At 48.0% G+C, this 21,377-nt stretch carries 21 protein-coding genes; 6 read left to right on the top strand and 15 right to left on the bottom strand.

Going from position 1 to position 21,377, the window contains the following annotated elements; all coding sequences use genetic code 11:
• Positions 1-4: 4 nt before the first annotated feature.
• Complete coding sequence (locus ACNI23_RS00520) at positions 5-1,750, bottom strand: ARMT1-like domain-containing protein (RefSeq protein WP_420246061.1); 1,746 nt, start codon at positions 1,748-1,750, stop codon at positions 5-7.
• A 7-nt stretch (positions 1,751-1,757) separates the two neighbouring features.
• A complete protein-coding gene (locus ACNI23_RS00515) occupies positions 1,758-2,609 on the bottom strand; it encodes an NAD(+)/NADH kinase (protein WP_420246059.1) in 852 nt (283 codons plus the stop codon).
• 234 nt (positions 2,610-2,843) lie between these two features.
• Here ACNI23_RS00515 and ACNI23_RS00510 point away from each other — a divergent pair, with 234 nt between their 5' ends.
• Positions 2,844-3,260 (top strand): DVU0524 family FlgM-associated protein, encoded by a 417-nt coding sequence (locus ACNI23_RS00510; RefSeq protein WP_420246058.1) that lies wholly within the window; start codon positions 2,844-2,846, stop codon positions 3,258-3,260.
• Positions 3,261-3,318: 58 nt separating this feature from the next.
• A complete protein-coding gene (gene flgM, locus ACNI23_RS00505) occupies positions 3,319-3,618 on the top strand; it encodes a flagellar biosynthesis anti-sigma factor FlgM (protein ID WP_420246056.1) in 300 nt (99 codons plus the stop codon).
• A gap of 174 nt (positions 3,619-3,792) precedes the next feature.
• Here flgM and fliW read toward each other — a convergent pair whose 3' ends face one another.
• The 7 genes from fliW to ACNI23_RS00470 form a co-directional block, all read right to left on the bottom strand.
• A complete protein-coding gene (gene fliW / locus ACNI23_RS00500) occupies positions 3,793-4,236 on the bottom strand; it encodes a flagellar assembly protein FliW (protein WP_420246055.1) in 444 nt (147 codons plus the stop codon).
• Positions 4,212-4,451: a carbon storage regulator CsrA gene (gene csrA / locus ACNI23_RS00495; protein ID WP_015850902.1), complete on the bottom strand. Its 240-nt coding sequence runs from the start codon at positions 4,449-4,451 to the stop codon at positions 4,212-4,214. Before csrA ends, fliW begins: the two co-directional genes overlap by 25 nt.
• Positions 4,452-4,600: 149 nt before the next feature.
• Positions 4,601-6,175: a flagellar hook-associated protein FlgL gene (gene flgL / locus ACNI23_RS00490; RefSeq protein WP_420246053.1), complete on the bottom strand. Its 1,575-nt coding sequence runs from the start codon at positions 6,173-6,175 to the stop codon at positions 4,601-4,603.
• Positions 6,176-6,202: 27 nt separating this feature from the next.
• On the bottom strand, positions 6,203-8,317 hold the full coding sequence (flgK, locus tag ACNI23_RS00485) for a flagellar hook-associated protein FlgK (protein ID WP_420246052.1): 2,115 nt from the start codon (positions 8,315-8,317) through the stop codon (positions 6,203-6,205).
• Positions 8,317-8,796 (bottom strand): flagellar export chaperone FlgN, encoded by a 480-nt coding sequence (gene flgN, locus ACNI23_RS00480; RefSeq protein WP_420246050.1) that lies wholly within the window; start codon positions 8,794-8,796, stop codon positions 8,317-8,319. The genes flgK and flgN overlap by 1 nt, the downstream gene beginning before the upstream one ends.
• Before the next feature lie 77 nt (positions 8,797-8,873).
• Entirely contained in the window at positions 8,874-9,596 is a 723-nt protein-coding gene (locus ACNI23_RS00475; protein ID WP_420246049.1) for a rod-binding protein, read from the bottom strand.
• Between the two features lie 253 nt (positions 9,597-9,849).
• Positions 9,850-12,267 carry a methyl-accepting chemotaxis protein gene (locus ACNI23_RS00470; protein WP_420246047.1) on the bottom strand — a complete coding sequence of 806 codons (2,418 nt, stop codon included), beginning with the start codon at positions 12,265-12,267 and terminating at the stop codon, positions 9,850-9,852.
• Between the two features lie 215 nt (positions 12,268-12,482).
• Here ACNI23_RS00470 and ACNI23_RS00465 point away from each other — a divergent pair, with 215 nt between their 5' ends.
• On the top strand, positions 12,483-13,544 hold the full coding sequence (locus tag ACNI23_RS00465; protein ID WP_420246045.1) for an IS110 family RNA-guided transposase: 1,062 nt from the start codon (positions 12,483-12,485) through the stop codon (positions 13,542-13,544).
• A 261-nt stretch (positions 13,545-13,805) separates the two neighbouring features.
• Here the strand turns inward: ACNI23_RS00465 and ACNI23_RS00460 are convergent, their stop codons facing one another.
• The 6 genes from ACNI23_RS00460 to ACNI23_RS00435 form a co-directional block, all read right to left on the bottom strand.
• Positions 13,806-14,939, bottom strand: a complete 1,134-nt coding sequence (locus ACNI23_RS00460) for a flagellar basal body P-ring protein FlgI (protein ID WP_420246044.1) — start codon at positions 14,937-14,939, stop codon at positions 13,806-13,808.
• A gap of 57 nt (positions 14,940-14,996) precedes the next feature.
• Positions 14,997-15,695: a flagellar basal body L-ring protein FlgH gene (locus ACNI23_RS00455; RefSeq protein WP_015850895.1), complete on the bottom strand. Its 699-nt coding sequence runs from the start codon at positions 15,693-15,695 to the stop codon at positions 14,997-14,999.
• Between the two features lie 21 nt (positions 15,696-15,716).
• Positions 15,717-16,721 carry a flagellar basal body P-ring formation chaperone FlgA gene (gene flgA, locus ACNI23_RS00450; protein WP_420246042.1) on the bottom strand — a complete coding sequence of 335 codons (1,005 nt, stop codon included), beginning with the start codon at positions 16,719-16,721 and terminating at the stop codon, positions 15,717-15,719.
• A gap of 27 nt (positions 16,722-16,748) precedes the next feature.
• A complete protein-coding gene (gene flgG / locus ACNI23_RS00445) occupies positions 16,749-17,531 on the bottom strand; it encodes a flagellar basal-body rod protein FlgG (protein ID WP_015850893.1) in 783 nt (260 codons plus the stop codon).
• A gap of 25 nt (positions 17,532-17,556) precedes the next feature.
• Positions 17,557-18,324 (bottom strand): flagellar basal-body rod protein FlgF, encoded by a 768-nt coding sequence (flgF, locus tag ACNI23_RS00440; RefSeq protein WP_420246041.1) that lies wholly within the window; start codon positions 18,322-18,324, stop codon positions 17,557-17,559.
• Positions 18,325-18,467: 143 nt separating this feature from the next.
• On the bottom strand, positions 18,468-18,740 hold the full coding sequence (locus ACNI23_RS00435) for a hypothetical protein (protein ID WP_420246039.1): 273 nt from the start codon (positions 18,738-18,740) through the stop codon (positions 18,468-18,470).
• Between the two features lie 433 nt (positions 18,741-19,173).
• Between ACNI23_RS00435 and rimP the strand changes: the two genes are divergently transcribed.
• From rimP to ACNI23_RS00420, 3 genes are all read left to right on the top strand, one after another.
• Entirely contained in the window at positions 19,174-19,641 is a 468-nt protein-coding gene (gene rimP, locus ACNI23_RS00430) for a ribosome maturation factor RimP (protein WP_420246037.1), read from the top strand.
• A 74-nt stretch (positions 19,642-19,715) separates the two neighbouring features.
• Positions 19,716-21,086: a transcription termination factor NusA gene (gene nusA / locus ACNI23_RS00425; RefSeq protein ID WP_420246036.1), complete on the top strand. Its 1,371-nt coding sequence runs from the start codon at positions 19,716-19,718 to the stop codon at positions 21,084-21,086.
• A 39-nt stretch (positions 21,087-21,125) separates the two neighbouring features.
• A complete protein-coding gene (locus ACNI23_RS00420) occupies positions 21,126-21,371 on the top strand; it encodes a YlxR family protein (protein ID WP_420246035.1) in 246 nt (81 codons plus the stop codon).
• Positions 21,372-21,377 lie beyond the last annotated feature (6 nt).

Below are 21,377 nucleotides of genomic sequence, written 5' to 3'. Positions count from 1 at the left end.
TGATTTAAGGCTCGATAACCACGTCACTGAACCGACCGACTCCATATTCACGTCTTCTAAGGAATTTATCGGAACCGGGTCCGATAATCTGCAATTCACGATGACGCTTCTGAACGTCCTGCGCGATATGCATTTCCTTAGTACATCCAGTGGAATAGGTGGAGTCCTTGCCCGCCCATACCGGGGGAACTCTTTCACCCATTAATTCAAAGCTTTTCTCAATGTCAGCATAAGTCTGGAAGCGCCAGATGGTAATAAAGCCGCTACGCTGGACCTTTTCCCACATGAACATGAGGTCGTCAGCGTCCATTCCTTCTTCGAAATGCTCAGCCGGGTTGATTATATAGGTATCGGCAAGCCTGTCACGCAGATGGGCTACAAAGGTGTTCAGTACTTTGATGGCAGTATCGACCTGACCGGGGATGCTGCCTACGATAGCACTGTAAAACATAACAGCCTTGCGTTCACTGCGTGCCTGCTGCATCTCGGCAATAATTTCATTAGCCTTTGCGGAAATCCCAGCTTCAGTAAATTTATTAACTTTGGGAGACTTAGCCTTGAATTCAAGCTTAAACTCTCCTTCAAGGTTACGGTAAAAGCAGATGATATCGCGAGTGAAAAGATTGCTGTTACCGATGAGTCTGCGTCTGTTACCCCAGCCCTTGGCAATGATCAGATCGGATTCCTTCCATGCCCGGGCGAAGGTCACGCTGCAACGAATCAGGTTCAAGCGTTCCCTTGTGCCGTCAGAAATAACCACAAACGGATTCTCTCGCAGACTCGAAAGAAGATCGTTTTTGGAGATCCGCTCCTCGGAAATAAACAATGCATCCTTTAGAGCCTCGGCCAGCAGGAGGTTGCTTTCACGATCCCAGAAAGTCGGAGAATCAAACCAGAAACCTTCCTTCAACGCGAGTACAACACTGTGACCCTGACGCAACAAGGACTTGATCATCAACAGGTCAGCCATCAGTCCACCGGTTTCATCCGGTATGAACATAATTTTCAACCCGCCCTCTGTTCCGTGAAAAACATTACGCACCGGAGTAAAATCAACTTCGTCCCGGGAGTACATCTTTGAGAAAATTTTATAATCCTCTCCGAACAAAGCCTGACTCCACTGATCCGGTAAACTGGAAAGCCGGAAGATCCGCTCCAGCTCAATCATGTCCAGCTCAAAGCGCATTTCTGCAAGACTTTCGCAGTCAAGCGCAGGGTAAGGGCAGGATTCCATGGACTGCCTGAAAAAATCACTTTCAACAAAGGCCTTACCTCGACTGAACAGTAATTCCTTACGGTTGCGATACGGGTCATCCAACCCGCTGCGGGAAAGAAAGATTGTAATCATATTTTTAAGCAAACGCAGGGGGATCATGATGGATGAATCAAGGGCCTGCTTAAACTTGTGGCGGCAGAGATTAAGAATCAGCCTACGCTGATAGCGATCGGAAACATGATTTTTGACCAGTTTTACCAGCGACCGCCAGACGAAAACATAAACATCAAGAAGGTCTGATTCCAACCCGGGTGTAACCAGCCTGTTGAATTGCCAGTCCGAACAGGGGGCAAAAACCTGATTATCATCTAGAGCAACCATAAAGCGCAATTGTTCCGGGGATGCGTTTTTAACCGGATCAATAATACTTTCCAGATGGTTGGCTGTCATGAAATGGAGAAGCCAGGCGTCGAAGACCGGATCTTCTCCGTATTTAAGATCTTTAATGGATGTAAAATCAGGCAGAATGCTCACTTATGGGTTACTCCGTGAGAAAGCCTTTGCTTCTCAATTTTTCAAAAAATGTATTGCTGCGGATGCGAGCCAGGATGAGGTCTTTCTTGTGTTTGGAAATTATCACCCGATAGCCCACACTCAAGGGATAAGGGACACGTCCGTCTTCGGTAAGGTAAACATCACCGGATGTCTCCCCGATATCGATAGTCAGCGGGGTATCAACGGGCAGAACCATGGGGCGGATACCATTTAAAAAGGGACAGACCGGAGTCACGCACATGGCTGCAAGCTCAGGATGAACCAAAGGACCTCCGGCGGAAACGTTGTAAGCGGTAGATCCGGTGGCAGTGGATACGATAAGTCCATCTGCGCGCAGATTTTTAATCCACTGGCCCTTCTGGCCGATATCAAGAGAAATGATTCTAGCTACTGCGCCACGGGAAATAACCAGATCATTGATCGCGACTCCACGCGCCACAATGCCGTTTCCGCGCTGGACTTCGTAATCGAACGCAGTCCGTGGAGAAAGATCCAGCTCGTTGCTGAAAAACCTTTCCAATGCGGTTTCCCAGTCTTCGGGAAGAACCTCGGCAAGAAATCCCACCCGGCCATGGTTAATACCCAGTACCGGAACTTCCCAGTCGATGACATTTCCGGCAACACTGATAAATGTACCATCGCCTCCGAGGACCAATACCAGCATGGTATTTTCCCGGTAAGAGGAAACGTTGATCCTTGCCGGAGGATAAGGGTGTTCTACAATATCGGAATCAACGCCACGCAGACTGAGCCAGCGGGCAATTTCTCCACCCAGCTCAGCCGCGGCACCTCCGCCGGACTTGGTGACAATTAAAACAGAACCTTGACTATCTGACATAGATAACTCTCCTATTAGAAAGAAGCCCAAGATTCAACTGTTTGCTGCTCCAAAAAATAAAGAAGATTATTATTTGCCGCCATCCATTTTTTTAAGTCAATTTTTAATGTATTTCCCACATAAAACCATAACTTACTGTAAAAGATATAAAAATATTTTTCATTTTTTTTATTAAATTACCCTAAAGATTATATAGGAACCGGCCGATACAGGGTATGAGGAGGATTATGTACCGTGGCTAACAACCCTGCAGAAATACGTAACATGCTGCGAACTTATGGAAAGCAGCTGACCAGTGCCAAGCGACTGGCCCGATTCAGGCGTGCCCTGAAAAGGTCCGAGTCTCCTGACACAGTTACTATTTCACGGCAGGCAAGGCGTCGCGAGCTTGTGGAAAAAGTTTCCCGGGAAATTATCGAAAATCTCATCGTCTCGGGTAATGAAAATCCGGTAGTGTCCGATATATTAGAACAGCTGGAACTTGATTTTGGCGATCGCTACTTTTTCGAGTACCCTCTCGATGGCAGCGATGTGCAAGTTCTAAAAGAAACTCCTGAAGGTGTTCGCGACCTGCCGCGCGAAGAAAAGGCGCAGGTAATGAATCGTCTATGGGAGATCACACTGGACAAGGTTGACCGGACCATGCTCTGATGCTGGCCGCTCTGCATAAACTCAATCTATCGTAAATTTGGTAACCCCGGAGGGGATTATGAAGATTAACCAGTATAGCCAGACCCCTCTCAAGGCCTACTCTGACAACCGGGTGAACAATGCTGCGGATAAGACTCAGGCTCAGCAGCAAAGTTCCGCTCCCAGCCGGGACGTTGTAAATGTCTCGTCTCAGGCAAGACTGCTCGGCGCAGCTCGACAGACTGCCACCGACAGCCCGGACACCAGAGAACAGAAGGTGAGAGAACTCAGGGAACAGGTACGCTCAGGTACATATAAGCCGGATATTCGCAAGACGGCCATGAACCTTGTGCGCGATGAAGTAGATTTCTTAAAGTAAAAAAACGGCGAAATCCGAGTAAGGACTTCACCGCTTTGATGACTAAAATATATGGGATTTTTCCCGCACCGCTGACCCGGCAACGCCTGCGGTTTCGAGCACACCAAATTAAAAATTTAATTTGGTAAGCACAAAATAAAAATACATTTATTTTATGCCCCGAAACTACGAAGATTAATCGTTCGCCGGGCGGAAGTGTGTCGGATACTTGGAATCCACCTGTGGGACCTGCATTCCGCGCTTAGCCTCGGAGTTGATCACAATGGGACCGCCAAGGTTAAGGGTGGTTTCATCAGGTCTTCCCGGAGGAATAGTAACCGTCACCAGCACTGCAAGCTGGCGGACATTTTCCACTCTTAAAATTCTTTTCTCTGCTTCACTTAAACGGACTTCATAATCGTCCATGAAACTATAAGGATCAGCCACCAGCAAACCAAGAGCCGGATCTTCGAGACTCTGCAGCAGGAGAAACGGAGAATTCTCGCTAAGCTGAATTAAAGCGAAATCCCTCTTATCGTCAAAGCCGATCAAACCACGGGAAAAATAAATGATACCTTCAGTGGTAATTTCTCTTTCCCCGATACGGGTCCTGATTATTTTTTTTCTTTCTTTTGCCATAACTCGGTCGCAGCAAGAAGATCCTGCTCTGTGTTTTCAAGCGCCAAACGGTTCTGTTCTTTAATCTTGAGGTAAACCTCTTCCCTATAGACAGTAGTCTCAGCCGGTATCTCAAGACCTAGCTTAACCTGCCGGCCTTGCACGCTTAATACCGTGATCTTTATATTGTCATCCAGGTAAAGGGCTTCCCCCGGTCTCCGGGTCAGAATAAGCATATTAATATGTGTGTAAATAATCCTTTTGGACTGTTTCTGCTTTGATCGAAAACATCCGCCACTATGGAAAATATTTTCAGCACTGGATAAGTAGTAGCGCACGAAAGGCCCTGCGGGCAAGCACAACTATCTACATTTAAATAAATTTCTTAAACATAATTGAGCAGGTTCATCTTCATGATCATGGAGGAACTCTTCAATACGGCCTCATAGACGATCTGCTGCTGGGAAAGTCTGGTCATAAGTTCTCCAACATCCACATCCTCAATATGCGAAATACGGTCCTTCTCGTTCAATTCGAGACTGGAAAGAACCTGGTCCGCAACCGCCAGTCTGTTTTCCCTGCCACCTACATCAGCAGCCTTGGTCAGCACATGCTTCTGGGATAAATCCAAACTTTCGAGACATTCCTGCACACCGCTCTGGTTGTTGGTTTCCAGAAAGGCCACAAGGTTACCCATTGTTTCGAGCAGGTTTTGTGTCGGCGAACTTCCGTCCCCGGTATACGTACTGTTATTATTAAAAACAACGCTGGCTCCGGTTGCTCCGGGCTGCTGATAAACACCACCGAAGATATCCTTACCTACGTCGTTAATACGTACAAATTCATTTTCCTGAATCTGAACATCCATTGCAGCGGTATCAGGATGAACGAGGAACTGTGCACCGGATGCCAAGGCATTGGCACCACCGTTTGAATGGATGGTCAAAGTTCCGCCGGGGATAGTCAGTACAGCATTGGAAGCAACCCCGTCAGCAGGCTTAACATTACCGCCAACCCAGCTGACACCGCCATCAAGACTGTAGGAATATTCGATCTGGCTGGCCAGATCGGTAGTATTATCAATGCGGACAACCACATCCTTATTGAAATCACCTTCAGCCTGATTCAAAGGGCCGTTCAGGTTGGTATTCATTCCAACCACATTAATACCATCCGCATCATCGCCCATGTACTGTGCTGTGGGACGTACCCACATCCAGGTACCGGAAGCGTCGTTGGTATTATCAGCAGCATTAGCTTGTACCGGTATATTGACAGCAGGAGTACCCAGATCAAAATCCATGGTAACGCCGTCAAAGTCCAAACTGGTATTACCGGCCGCAAGAGTCTTGGTGGTGAAAGTCTTTCCGCCGTCCTTTGAATAACGGTAATCAAGGTCCGCACCGCCACCGATATCACCTGAATCAAGAAATTGGACAACTATGGTTTTATCCGCGCTACCGGTGATAGTGAAATTTCGTGAGGAAACATTGGAATCATTGGTAGTCATCCAGAGATTTTCAGCAAAGGCATTTTCCTCAACCTTGTGCCCGGCATAAATACTCTTACCTTCGTATTCGGTGTTGGCAAGGGATACCAACTGCTGAAAAAGCTGCCGTGCTTCGTAACTGATCTGTTCCCTGTTATCAGCAGTAATAGTACCGGAAGCACCCTGCTCGGCCAGACCCTTGGCGCGGGTAATGATTGTTGAAACCTGAGTCAGGGTAGTATCCGAGAGGGAAAGCCAGCCCTTTGCAGTATCAATGTTATCCCGGTACTGCTTTACAGTAGCAAGGGTTTCACGATGGTCGAGAATACGAGCCATGCCCACAGGATCATCCGAAGGCCTATTCACCTTCTTCTGAGTCTGTGCCTGAATATTGCTGTCTACCAAATCGGTCAGCGATCTATTCATATTGGACACATAAGTGTTAAAAAGCATTTGCTGTGATACTCTCATAGCCTTTCTCCCTCAGCCTTTTAAACCTTAGTTCTTCATTCCCAGAAGGGTCTGAAGCATCTGGTCAGCGGTTGTGATCAGCTTTGCAGCAGCAGTGTATGAGTGCTGGTATTTGATCAGGTTACTCATTTCTTCATCAATATTTACACCCGATACAGACTGCTGCTTCTCGTTAAGGTCGGATGCAAGTGTTTCCTGAAAATTCTTATTAAACTTGGCGGTTCCGGTATCGGCACCAACCACAGCTACAGTACCGTCGTAATATTCAATCAGGGTCTGCTTGGTGGTACCGTCAAAAGCGGTGGTTATGTCCAGATCGGTCATACCCATCTGCTTCATTTTGATAGCATTGGTGTTGTCGCCGGAGTTGAACTCACCTGCGCCGTTCACATGTCCGGCATTGATGAAATCAATATCTCCGTTAACTCCGCCGTTCACTGCGATGTCAGAAGCCTGAGAACCGCTGAAATAGGTGTTCAATCCAAGGGCCGCATACAAACCGGAAGTATCGGTTCCCATCTGGAAATTGTAACCGTCTTTAGCTGTGATGTGCAGCTTATGGTTTACGATAGATGCATCAACATATGTTCCGAAAGAGGCATCAATCGCAGCTTCAACATCCTCAAGACTATGAACAGAAGGATCGAAATTCTGGACACCGGGAGGGGCGATGGAACTGAAATCAATCTGCCCGGAAGCTTCCATGGCACCGGTGGAAGAATTATAGAAATACATCAGCGCGTTACCGGACTGGAGTCTGTCTGCAAAAGGCAGTCCTGACGATCCACTGCCCAGAGCGGCTGTATCAGTGTTAACACCGTAGGTTCCTTCAAGAGAGGTATGAGCCTTGAGCCCTGCTCCCTGCGAGTGGATACGGTTGGTTTGCCAGACGAGTTCATTGGTCAAAGCGTCCATACGCTCTTTGTATCTGCCTACCGCGTTATCACGGAAGTTGAACAGACCTGCCAGTGAACCACCGGTAACCCTTCTGGTGTTATCCTGCCCCGCGAAGTTGATCTGCGGGGTGATGTTTTCTCTGGTGGAGGTATTCTCAACCCAGTACAGGGCACTCTTGGGAACGATGTTAAACTTATCGCCCACAGATATGTTGGTGGCGGGTGCGGTGGATGGATCCGACTCTGTTCCGAACCAGATCTGCAGGTCATCAACCTGAATAGCACCGGATTCTGCGTTGGCAGTAAAAGTTTTTACGGTGCCGTCGTCGTTCTTAAGCCATGTGGTTCCGCCATCGAGAGACACGCGATATTCAGCGGTGCCCATACCGCCTGCAGTTACACACTCCAGAGTGTATTCAAACTCACTGGATCCGGCGAAATAAGCTTTACCGTCAAAGTTTGAAGCAGGAGTCAGGTTGTTCTGGCTCTGCGGCCCATCGTAAGAAAGACTGAAATGCTTATCACCGTCCACCAAAGTCTGACCGGCTCCGGTGGTAATAGTGATGTTACCCTTTCCATTGTCGATCATCTTTGTATCCATGATCTCGGAAAGTTCACGAACCAAGGTGGCTCTTTCATCATAAAGGGCGTTAGGATTGTTCTGGCCGTCAACCTGATCCACGTTGATGCGCTGGTTGATTTCGGCGATACGCTGCATGATATCATTAGCCTTGGTCACATCCTGCTTGATGTAATCTTCAACCTGCTGCTGATAGCGGGTCATGTCGTCCTGCATACTGTGCAGCGAGTTGACAAGGTTGGTGGTATCACTAAGCAACTGCTGACGGGAGGCAGCATCATTGGGACGCTGACTGAGGTCCTGCCAGTCATTAAAAAATTTAGTCAGGCTGGAGTTAAGGCCGTATCCCTTTGATTCATTAAAAAGGGATTCAACACTGCTCAAGGTACTGTAAAGAGTATCCCAGCGCTCACGCATGGTAGCTTTGTCGTTATAGCTATTCTCTACGAACTGGTCGAAATTACGGTAGACTTCAGCAGCACGTACGCCGGTGCCAAGCTGGCCCGGATTGTAGTTGATGCTGACCCGTTCCTCGAGACGGACCTTGCGACGGGAGTATCCTTCGGTGTTAACATTGGAAATGTTGTCACCGGTTACGGAAATCGCCGACTGAGAAGCAAAAAGGGCCCCTGTGCCCAGATTCAGAAGAGAATTAACACCGGGCATTAGAGCCTCCCGTTAATTAATGAAGCCTGAGGCTTGGGATTTGCGTAACGACCGCGTGCAGAGTAAACATTCTTTTCCTTGGGAGTAATTTCCCTATGCAGGAAATCCAGCATGGAAGAGGATTGTTCAAGCAGGGCCTGGGCCAGCTGATGATTTTTGGTAGCCTGAACACCGCACTTCTGCTCAAGCTCATCAATCTTGGAGAGAAGCTTTTCAATTTCCTTACGCTGACCATCCTCGATGGCAGGAAGGATCTGACCGAGCCGCTGTGCGGACTGGTCAAATTTTTGAACGAAAGATCTCATGGACATGCGTTCAGCGGAAATCTGTCTCATAAGCTCCTGAATTACCAGTTCAACTCCGGTAACTCCGTGCGGGTCTTTGTTCATAAGCAGGGAAAATTCTTCCTGAAGAAGCATGGAGAGCAACAAGACTGCCTTTGACTGTCTGTCAAGATTTGCCTGTATAAGTTTGATCATTTCCCTCTCCTCCCTGCTTAATAACCTGATATTTATTGTTTTTTATATTCATCTAAGATTTCTTAACAAAACCTTGCTTATATACCAGCAAGTTTCTTGCCAATTTCTTCAGCAGTAACACCCTGCACATAAACTTTTGTGTCATGTTCCTGCTCAATCTTCCGGGCCAGTTCTTCAATCTTGGCCATAGCTTCAGTTCGGCTCATGGGACTTGGCGCAGCTGAACTTTTGGAATTTTCACGGGCAACCTGACGCTCTACGCGCTGGCCCATGCTGAAATCCTCATCTTCGAGGGGAATGCCGGGCTTAGGCAACGGAATTCCGGGCAGTCCATCATTTTCTCCTTTATTAATTGATGCCAGACGGGTTCCATGAACTGAACCCTGACGCCCTACTTCATCAAGGGTCTTTAAGGCTGTTGAGTTTCCAGTACCCGGCAGGGTAGATTTGCTGGCATTTTCGAGTTTGGCGCGCAGCTGGTCATAAAGCATATCACCCAATCCGATACCACCGCCCTCGGCCAGTTTTTCGGAAAAATCCTTATCAAACATGGATGTGTACTGCTGCTCATACCTGTTGGTCAGGTAACCGCCTTTGGGGACATTCTTACGCATCTGCTGCCAGATTTTGCCCATGAAGACCGCTTCGAACTTCTTGCAGGCATCCTTAAGAGCCGCTTCCTGATCTTTCCCACCGGAAAGGCGGTCATTCAGGCTGGTAAGTTTGCGCTTAAAACCCTGCAATTCTTTGCTTTCAGCATTAGCCTGCGCGTTAGCTGTGTTCATTGTGCTGTCTATCATTGTTTACTTCCTCCAGTTCATGCACGGCACCGGGCATTAATCCGCCTGGGACCACTTTCAAACCTAAGAAGCAAATTACATACCGCTACACACAAACTCCTATAATCATAGAAATAAAAAAACAAAAACAGACATCATCTATCTATATCTTTTCTATTATCGCCCATAAAGTCAGTACGTTGACTAGCCGGCATTTGAATAAATCTTCCCCATATGAAAAGGGCCGCTCTCATTTAAGAAAGCGGCCCTTGGATTAATGCATGGAAATTATTATGTCGTTTAGTTGCTTAAAGGCTTTTTGCAATTGCCGTACACTGTCATCCGATCGCGTCATGACCGCATTGGTTTCTTCGGCCATACCCCTTACCTCACCTGCTGTTTTAGCAATCTGTTCGGTTGCCGCCGACTGTTGATCTGTGGCTGTTGCTATGCCGGTGATCATGTCACTGGTAACCTCTGCCAGCTCAGCAATCTTTTTGAAGGCAACATCCGTCTTCTGGACATTTTCAACACTTGTGGTCACTTCCGCTTCCACATTGGAGATTGATCGGAAGCATTGGCGGGAATTACTCTGGATAGCACCGATGGCCCCTTCCACCTCGCCGGTAGCATCAATTGTTTTTTCAGCCAATTTGCGAACCTCATCCGCCACGACGGAGAATCCGCGTCCAGCCTCTCCCGCACGTGCAGCCTCGATAGCTGCATTCAGTGCCAGCAGATTGGTCTGGTCCGCAATATCATTAATGATCTTCATCACGTCACCGATAGCATCTGCCTGATGACCTAAAGTCTTCAAATCACCTTGGGTGGAAGAAACAAGCTCTCTTACGGAATGAATGGAAGATATGGTTTCCTCAGCAACAAGTACTCCATTGGCAGCCTGCTCCTTTGTACCTTCGGCATTCTGGGCGGTCAGTGAAGCATTCTGGGCGACTTCCTGAATCGTCGAGCTTAGTTCATCAATGGCAGTAACTGTTTCCAGCAGACATGCTTCCTGTTCGGAAGTCATTTTACTGGAATCGGCCACATCTCTTATAAGTGACTGCAAAGACTTTGAAGTTGTACCGGACAACTGCTCCGCCTCTACAGCTGCCTGCTCAATCCGGTCCTTCTGCTCTTCGATGGCCTTTTGCTGGGATTTGAGCTCAGTGATATCATTCCAGAAGGTAATTCCTCCCAGCACCTCGCCCTTATCACTGCGCACAAGGACGACATCAATCAACATCTCAAAAGATTTACCATTAGGATTGGTGTATGCAAAGGGAACCTTGTTTCTGGCTTTCCCGTCTTTGAACACTTCGCTCAAGAGAACAGGACGATTTGCATCATCAAAAAAGAACTTTGAAATATTCCAGCCCTGAAAATCTTCAGACCTGCCCATTCTTCCGGTTGTCCTGATCATACTGTCGCTGCAGTTGATCAAGCGCATTTCCGGATCAACCACGGCAAAAGGATTCTGGATGCCTGCAAGGATACCTTTGAACAAATCCATCTCAGTCTGTAATTGACCGAGAATAGTCACAGTCATATTTCTGAGGCTATCCGCAAGCACGCCGAATTCATCTGAACGTTTCAAAGAAAGTTCGGCGTTAAAATCACCCTGCTCGATACTCTTTGAGTAAGACACGACTCTTGCCAGCGGACAGGTAACAAGCCAGCGGTTTAAGCCGAATAAGACCAGCCCGATCATAACGATCAACAAGGCACCGGACCAATAAAGTTTTTGGAGAATTCCGTCAGCTCCGGCTTCGATTTCAGACCTTGGCTGTGCAACAGTCAAAAACCATTCATGCAATATATTTTGAGACGGGATTTCAACGTGCATGGAAAGATAGCGAAAATCTTCGCCTGTCCCTGCTGTAGAAAAGAAGTCTTCTTTTCCATCAGTTATGTTTTGCAGATATTGTGTATGATCCCCTAATTCTTTTTTCAGGATCAGGTCCGGATCAGGGTGTGCAATAAACATATTGCGGTCATCGCTGAAAAAGACTCTCCCTCTCTCTCCCATACGAATCTTTTTAATAAACATATCGGTAAAATAGTTCATCTGAAGGGCGAGAATGACTGTCCCGACATGATTTCCCCTATTGTAAACGGGAACTGCAATGACAAAGATAGGATTACCGCGAAGCAGGCTGGGGTAAACCTGACTGATAAAGTAATCCTTACCTTCGCGTGAAGCCTTGATGAAACTCATCTGTGGACTGCACTTGCCGATAGTCTTTCCATCTACCGTATCTACAAAAAATTGACCATCTGAAATCCTGCGAGACTGTCCATTCACCTCTATCTCCAGCGGAGAACTATCTGTCTTATGCAGGGCCAGAGGTATGTTTTCATAGAATCCATAACGGTCATGGATACTTTGCAGAAATCTTTGTGCCTCAAATACAATGTCTTCATTTTCAGGGTTGGAACAGGCTTGTACAACTGATTGGGTGCTGGCGATCAGCTTGGCAAGGCCAACCTGACTATGAATCCAATCTGTAAGAGCCATTGAAAGCGTATTCAGTGTGGCCGTGCTTTCCGCTTTATCTGTTTCAAGTTCTTCCTGAACCAGATTGCGATGCAGGTAGAAGCCGAATCCTGAAGAAAAAAGCGTAATTACCAGCAGTACGCATCCTATATACCTTACTGCTAAGTATCTGGATAAAAAATTCTTTTTTTTCATGTGTACTATGCTCCGAACAAACGTTTTATAAAAAGGAATCCTTGATAGCACACTTTTTATTATTACTAAGATATGTAACCTCTGGCCCAACCAGTAGAAACCTTTTGCCATTAAGAGGCCAATCCCCACGCGGGTTAATAAAAATACCATGTCAGCACTCCCGGGTTTAATCTGGTAGAATACCAGTGAACGTGAAACTCACAAGGAGGGCTGACATGGCTAGACTTACAGTATCATCAATCAGTAGGTTTGTGGAAGGCTTTCAAGGTCAACGTTTTTCAGTCGGAATTGATGTCCATAAACGTAGTTTCAGTGTTGCTTTGCTAAGACCAGACGGAATGGTTGAAAGCTGGACAACTCCAGCCGATGTAGAAGCTATCACCACTAGGCTTACCTCACTTCCAATACACATTTCAGCTGTGTGCTACGAGGCCGGGCCAACAGGTTTCGGCCTCGCACGCAGCCTGCGTTCCGCTGGCATCAAAGTCATTGTTGCGGCTCCAAGCCGCATTCCTCGCCCGGTTGCCGCCACCAATAAAACCGACAGTCTTGACTGCATAAAACTTGCTGAACTTGCAGCTTCTGGTTTGGTTCGCTCAATCGCTATTCCTAGTGAAAGGGAGGAAGCATTCCGTGCGTTATCACGAAGACGCCACCAGCTTACAGACTCAATACGTAGAGTTAAGCAGCGCATCAGGTCTTTGCTTTTGGCTTTAGGTATCGCTGAACCGGCAGGGATAGATCATTGGGGCAAATCTGTGATCTGTACTCTTGAGCATCAACCTCTTGCAGCAGGAGCAGCCGAGACTCGTGACAGCCTTCTTTCCGAATTAAGATATTTCATACTTGCCCAAAAAGAAGTTGATGCAAAACTTGAACGGTTTGCTCAGGAACAAGACGAAGCAAGACGCATTGCTGCAATGAGGTCCGTTCCTGGAGTTGGAAAAGTTGTAGCAACAACCTTCGCGGCAGAAATATTTAATCCAAAGCGTTTTAACAGAAGCAAAGAAGTCACAGCATACCTCGGCCTTGCTCCGGTAATCCGTCAAAGCGGTGGGAGTAAAGGCAAAGCGACTCTTCGTCCTGTAGGTCAACGGAGGTTACGGAGTTTGCTTGTGGAAGCAGCATGGATGTGGAAACAGAAGGACAAATGGGCTCAAGAATTTTACAACAGAATTTTGAGCAAACACGCAGTGCCACAAAAGGCGATCTCTGCACTTGCTCGGAAACTTGCAGCCTTGCTTTGGAAACTTGGCGTTTCCTCGGCATCTGCATAACGGATCGCGGGGGGCTTTTGGTTGCATCGACAACGAAATAAAAATGGCGATCCTAAATTGATTTGGTACCGAATCGGTACTTGGTGCCACTGAGCACGAATAAGAAAAGGAGTATCAATCTCTTGCACCGTAAGGTGAGGGATGGCTACGGCCTACGAAAACATAAAATTAGAATTGGCGGGGTGCTTGACAACGTGCCGCATAAGAAAAGCCCGGCAGTAACCTGCCGGGCTTCTCAATCATTTATTTCTATTAACCTATTTAGATCACTTCAAGCTCTGCATGCAGGGCTCCTGCAACCTTCATTGTTCTCAGGATGGAGATAAGGTCACGCGGGGTTGCGCCGATGGCATTCAAACCGTCAACCAGTTCCTGCAAAGTAGCACCCTCAACAAGCATCAGCCTGTTGTTGTCTTCCTCAACCTGAAGCTCAGTCTCAGGCGTTGTCACAGTCTCAGCACCTTCAGGAGCAAAGGGTCCGGGCTGACTTACGTCTGCACCTTCAGCAATAACAACCTGCAGGTTACCGTGAGCGATGGCGACCTTGGTCAGGCGGACATTACGCCCAAGAACAACTGTTCCGGTCTTTTCGTCAACCACGACCTTGGCCTTGGTATCGGGTGCAATTTCAAGGTTTTCAAGCGCTGCCATGAGCGGAACCATATTGCCCCGAAAATGTTCGGGAATAGCAAGATCTACAGTAGAAGCATCAACAGCGCTGGCATAAGAACCGCCGACCACACCATTAATCCTCTTCACTACCTGCATGGTGGTGCCAAAATCGGAAACACCGAGGTTAATGGTAATCTTCTGCTGACGATTGAAGTCAAAAGGCACGGAACGTTCAATTGTGGCCCCGGAAGGAATGCGGGCCACGGTAACAACGTTCTTGGACGCTGTGGCAGCTTCACCGCTTGCTGAAAAACCACCTACAGTCAAAGCCCCTTGCGCAAGGGCATAAACCTTACCGTCAATACCTTTAAGCGGAGTCATCAAAAGAACACCGCCAAAGAGAGACTTGCTGTCCCCGATAGAGGAAACAGTAACATCCAGCGGCGCACCGGGCTTAGCGGAAACAGGCATCTTGGCGGTAACCATAACTGCGGCAACGTTCTTAGGCTTGATCGAAGCACGGTCAACCTGAACACCCATTTTTTCCAGCATGTTGATCATGGAGGTGATTGTGAATGCGGAGTTGGTTCCGTCACCCGTTCCCGAGAGACCTACAACCAGACCGTAACCGACCAGATCGTTGTCACGAACGCCGCTGAAGGATGAAATATCCTTCAACCTGACCGCTTCAGCAGACTGGGCACTCATGAGTACGATGAACAGGAACAATACGGCTGCCGCAAGCCCTGCTGTCATTCTGTTCATCCTGTTAGTGAATTTCATCCTTCCCTCCATTGATCACTGTAACTCTTATAAAACCTTATTAAATATGCCCTGAGATTAGAAGGGCCATACATTATCAAGAATTCTTGAAAGCCATCCGGGTCTCTGCTTGTCAGCAAGAATGCCCCGGCCATAGACTTCGATATGGGCATCGGCCAGATAGTTGGATGCCACGGTATTACTGGGTCCTATGTCGCGGTGGCGAAGCAGCCCGCGCACGACCAGAACCTGAGTTTCATCATTGATACGTACCTGACGCGCACCTTCCACCTGCATGACATTGCCCGGAAGAATCCGGACTACCCTGCATGCAACAGAAGCGGTGAGAGTTGACTCGTTCTTGGTCTCACCGGTGCTTGAAAATTTATTTGAGGTAGCAGAACCGATCAGCGGAGTATCACCGGCACCACCTTTCATATTAAAGGGATCGACAGCTGTAGCTAGACCGGCACTGAAATTTGTAACGGCAAGGCTGGTATCATTTTTCTTCTCTGCCTTTGAATCTGAAGTATGCTTACCCTTACTTGTTTCAGAAACTGTGACAACCACGATATCGCCGATTCGTCTGGCTCTGTTATCGTCAAAAAGATATTCAGAATCAGAAGCAGCAAACAATGAACCGGGGTTATTCATAGGTTCGGGTTCGTATTGAGCGGGCGGAGTCATAACCGGCATGGGTGTCGGAGCCTGCTTAACAGGTGAGCACCCGGCACAAATGGCTAAAAGAAGCATAGTTGCCAGTGTTGTTTTTTTCATTTTATTCATTCCTCCGCTTAATTACTTAACCTGAACGGTTTGGGCGTTGACGACGGTCGCTATAACCTTACGCTTACTTTGCAAATTACGTACCGTGATCTTCTGACCAACCCCGGCATCCTCAAGAGCCTCCACAGGGACGGTGAGCTTCAAATTCTTGCCTCTGAACATCAAGGTAACCTTGTCACCTCTGGCAATAACCGGAGCCGGTTCAATGGACGAACGCATGATCGGCTGTCCGGTTCCCACTGGAACCTTAACCCGCCACGGCCCGCCTTTACCATCCCATACCTGATTACCCAAGTGCGCCATATTCTTGCTCTTCCAGGTGATCAGATCAGGTGTAACCAATTCCTTACGGTTAATGGGGCGAACGGGGCAGGGAACAGGCTTCCAAAGATCCACGAACAGGGAGCCGGCCAATCTGCGTATAACTTTTCCGTCAACGCTGACCACTTCCATTCTGAAACTATTGCTTCCCGGTTCAAGGGCCCGGGGGATATGGACCCTCAAACTGTCCATGGAATCTTTAAAAAACAAATATGGAGGTAACTTGAAATCCCTGAACTTGTAATCGCCATTCATGCCTTCTGCCTGTGGAGTCAAGACTTTGACTACTGACCTCTGCAATTGCTCCTGCGACATCACTTTGCCGCCGGACTGCATGGTCAGGGTAGACGGGATAATGCAATTACGAACCAGCTCACCAAGATAGTGCTGCAGAATAACCCGCAGCTTACTTCGGTTCACCCTGACAGGTTTACGGCTACGGGCCGGGGCATTCCAAAGCTCCACCGCGGAAAGGTCTGCTTTGGTCTGTGCAGGGAGATCGCCGTAAAATTCGGCGATATCACCAAGAGTAACCCTTGGACCATTAACCACAGCGGCAGACTTGATCCTGATCCGCCAGTCGGTGTTTTCCTTTGAAGCTGTTGCCGGGTCGGCCGCAAAAGAAGCCAACAGCGCAGCAATCAGAAGCATCAATGCACCCTTGCGAAACATGTTGATAAAACCTGCCTTAGTCATAATAAAACCCGTCCTGTCAGTTAGTTACTATCGTTTAACGTTAATTGCGGTCTGGAGCATGGAGTCGGAAGTGGTGATGGCTTTGGAGTTGGTCTCGTAAGCCCTCTGGCCGACAATAAGCCCTACCATTTCATCAACCAGTTCCACGTTGGAACCTTCAAGGTAACCCTGAGCGAGAGTACCGAAGTTATCTTCACCCGGAGTACCCTGAATGGCTGCACCGGAAGCTTCAGTTTCCACGTAAAGGTTTTTACCTACAGCATTCAAGCCGGCTTCGTTGATAAAGTCGTAAATTGTGATGTCGGCACTGGAAAGTTCGGTACCGTTCTTATCAAGAGCAGCAATATGACCATCTTCAGAAACAACCACATTCACAGCTTCGGCGGGCACAGTAAATTCAGGCTGAAGCGGATAACCGTTTGAGGTTACCAGACGCCCATCACTATCGAGCTTAAAAGCACCGGAGCGGGTGTAAGCGTCTTCGCCATTGCGATCCACAAGAAAGAAACCGTTACCTTCGATAGCTATATCAAGAGGGTTACCGGTACTTTCAAAAGAACCCTGACTGAAGAATTTGTGGATACTGACCTCTTTTACACCCATACCGATCTGCATACCTGTGGGCAGCCTGTTACCGCCTTCGGTCTCAGAACCTGCAATTCGCATAGTCTGGTACATGAGGTCTTCAAATTCCACCCTGCTTTTTTTGAACCCCTGAGTGTTCACGTTGGCAAGGTTGTTGGAAAGAACATCGATGTGAGTCTGCTGGGCAACCATACCTGTGGCCGCTGTCCAGAGTGAACGCATCATAATTTTATCCCCCTGTTTTAATTTATTACATCATTGCCCGGCCAACCTGCTGAATAACCTTCTGGTCAAGCTGGTCGGTGGTGGTGATCATTTTCTGATACATTTCAAAGCTGCGCTGACATTCAATCATCGCAACCATTTCATTCACGACTTCCACATTTGATTTTTCAATGTAGCCCTGAGCAACTTCACCTTCTGCGGGTATTTCTCCACCTTCATTAACAAAGAGGTTTTCCCCCTGTTTCTTAAGGGTGCGAGGATCTGCAGGCTGGACGAAATCGAGCCTGCCGACTTCCTGACCATCCGCGTAGATCACTCCTTCGCCATCAACGGCTACTCTGGAACGAGGAGGAAGGTTGACCTCCCCGCCATTAGCCATGACCGGATACCCCTGTTCAGTAACGAGGGTTCCTTCAGATGAAAGGGTAAAAACACCGTTTCGGGTAAGGAAGGTCTCTCCGTTCTTCTGAACTTTGAAGAAACCGTCCCCGCGAATGGCCAGATCAAGCGGATTGCCGGTTTTCTGAAAAGAACCCTGCGACATGTCGATCACTTCTTCGGAAAGTCTGGGACGGGCCATGATTTTTGCTTCCGGCAGCTGGTCTTTATCCCTGAGGTAAGGCTTGGCATCAGCCACATAGTCATGGGCGAACCTGATAAACGTGTCCTGAAAAGCGCAGTTGTCACGTTTAAAACCGGTAGTATTGACGTTCGCCAAATTATTGGCGCTGATATCAATCCTGTGTTCGTTGGACATGGCCCCGAATAGGGCACTGAAAATACTGGATCGCATGTCTTTTTCTCCTGAAAGAGGATTTACTCCGCATTAGTTGCTGCACCAGTTATTGCAAAGTGCAGGCCAAAAGGCATGGAAACAAAAAAATCCCGGCCAAGCATACACTTGACCGGGACAGATTCAATCAGTCGGATTAACTATCAGGTAGAAAGGTGAACCACCACCCCAACCGTAACTTCAGGCACTACACCCTGAGTAACCTCAGGGCTCTGGTACCCGATAGTAGCATCTTCAGCCTCAAAGGCTATGGTAGCGTCAAGACTGCGCACACCTTGCGTAGCCGGGGTTATGACCACATGCCCTGCAGGTCCGGGAACGGTGGAACCTGCCGGACCGGCACTAAAGGTAGCAGCCGGGGCTGCCTGCACGTGCCCTGCGGGCCCTGCAACTATATTATCAGTAAGTACCGGCATTTTTTTATCCTGTTTTAATATTCTGTTCCGTATAATTAAATAATAAATCCGTTCTACGGTAAGTCAAATCTACATGCAGGGTAAGCTAAAGTCAAAGGGTAACGGGTTGCGAGTACTATAATATAATGATACTTATCAACAGACCCGTAACCGGGAAAGTCCCATTAACTCTTCTCGTTCCTTATTTTCGAACACTCATTCAGGGCTTGACATTGATTCGGGTAACGCCTAAGTTGCTGAACTCGGTGCGGGTGTATCTCAGTGTTCCCAACGGGCATACATCTAGACTTTTGAAGTTTCAGGCAAACCTCATACATTCGCATCAGCCTCAATTTTTTCAACCTTTCGTTGGGTTAAGATGCTGAGGTGGGCCTTCTTCGGGTCCACTTTTTTTTATTTTGTCCGCCTGAAAACCAGATACACGGGGTAAGTCGTGGAACAGGGCTCATTAGCCAAAAAAGTAAGCCAGTTCGTGGAGCCTACCATTGAAACAATGGGGCTGACCCTCTGGGGCGTGGAAGTAACTTCCGCCAACCGTCCGGCTGTCATTATTTATATCGACAGTGAAAATGGCGTAAGCATCGATCAGTGCGCAGAAGTAAGCAGAGACGTAGGTCTCATGCTTGAAGTTGAAGAAGTAATCGACAGCGCATATGTTCTTGAAGTTTCCTCACCCGGACTGGAAAGAAAATTTTTCAAACCGGAGCAGATGTCCGCCTATGTAGGCAATAAAATTGACATCGCCCTTGTCTTCTCCATCGAAGGCCGCAAGAAATTTAAAGGCCTCCTTCAGGAAACCGACGAGGAAGGGCTCCTGCTCCAGCTCGAAGATCAGGAAGATCCCATCAAAATAGAATGGGATAGAATAAAGAAAGCAAAACTCATTCACGAGTTTAAATAAATTAATAAGGCAGTCATTCGGCTAGTCGGCACAGATCATGTGTCATGGAAATTGTGCCGAAGCGGAGGAGCGATATGGGTTCTGAACTCAAAAAAGCGATTGACCAGATCAGCAAGGACCGTGGAATCGACAGAGACCTGCTCATCGATACCCTTGAAGAAGCGGTACGTTCTTCAGTGGCCCGCAAATATGGCGACGCCATGGATATCGAAGTCAACTTCAATGAAGATGCCGGTGAAATCGAGGTCTACCAGTTCAAGGTAGTTGCTGAGGAAGTTGAAGACGAAATCAGCGAGATCACACTCGAAGAAGCAAAAGAACACGATCCCAACGTACAGATTGACGATGAAATGGGTTTCAAACTCAAAGTCGAAGATCTGGGCAGGATCGCCGCGCAATCCGCTAAGCAGGTTATTATCCAGCGCATGCGTGATGCAGAACAGGAAATCATCTACGATGAATTCAAAAACCGCATGCATGAAATTGTCAGCGGTATCATTCAGCGCCGCGACCGTACCGGCTGGATCATCAACCTCGGCCGCACCGAAGCAGTACTGCCCAAGGGCGAACAGATCCCCCGCGAAAGATACAAACGCGGAGACCGGGTTCAGGCTTTCATCATTGATGTACAGAAAGAATCCCGTGGCCCCCAGATTACTGTTTCCCGCTCCCATCCTGACTACATGAGCGCACTTTTCAAAAGAGAAGTTCCCGAAGTTGACGATGCAACCGTCAAAATCATGGGTGTTGCCCGTGATCCGGGACTGCGTGCTAAAGTGGCAGTTAACTCTCTTGACCGCGATGTTGATCCTGTAGGCGCATGCGTCGGTATCCGCGGATCCCGCATTCAGAACATTGTTCAGGAACTGCGCGGAGAACGCATCGATATCGTTGTTTGGAGTCAGGACATCGCCATGTATGCCCAGAATGCTCTCTCCCCTGCGGTGATCACCAGAATTGCTGTGGATGAAGAAGAGAAAACTCTTGAAGTTGTTGTTCCCGATGACCAGCTTACCGTTGCCATCGGCCGCAAGGGACAGAACGTAAAGCTCGCTTCAAGACTGCTGGGTTGGAAGATTGATGTTTTCACTGAAAGCCGTTACGGCGAAATGAACGCCGCAAGCAAGGGTCTTGACCAGCTGGCAAGTGTTGCTGAAATTCCGGTTGATAATTTCCTCTCCGCAGGATTTGAAACCGTCAGCCAGGTTGCCAACGCTTCCGAGGAAATTCTCATGTCCATTTCCGGCATGACTCCTTCCAAGGTCTCTGACATGAAGTCCGCAATCATGCTGCTTGGCATCGGTGACGTTGAAGATGCTGTGGAAGAGACTGAAATCGAAGTTCCTGCAGAAGCGGAAGCTCAGGTTGAAGAAACTTCCCCGGCAGAAGAAGCGGTTGAAGAAACCGACGGCGAAGAATCCGAAGAACAGGAATCTAAAGAATAACAAACTCCGGGGGTAACCCCGGAGACTCAATAAAGGCAGTTGTATTTGACCGGAAAGGACAGCACAGAAAAACATGAACCTACGAGATCATGTGTCATTTGCAGGCAGCGTTTTGCCAAAGAAGAACTGTTCAGGTTCGTTGTGGGCAAGGGGGCTTCCGACAGCGAGCTTATTCCGGATGAAAAAAAGGTAATGCAGGGCCGAGGCTATTACGTCTGCGGCAATGACAAATGCCTTGAAAGATTTAAATTTTTTCGGCCACGGAAGAAGAACTTCAGGGGGTAGAACCAT

Source organism: Maridesulfovibrio pacificus (SeqCode) (assembly GCF_048612815.1).
GTDB classification, from domain to species: Bacteria; Desulfobacterota; Desulfovibrionia; order Desulfovibrionales; family Desulfovibrionaceae; genus Maridesulfovibrio; species Maridesulfovibrio pacificus.
Note: the sequence above shows the minus strand (reverse complement) of the source record. Positions and strands in the feature narration are given on the sequence as shown.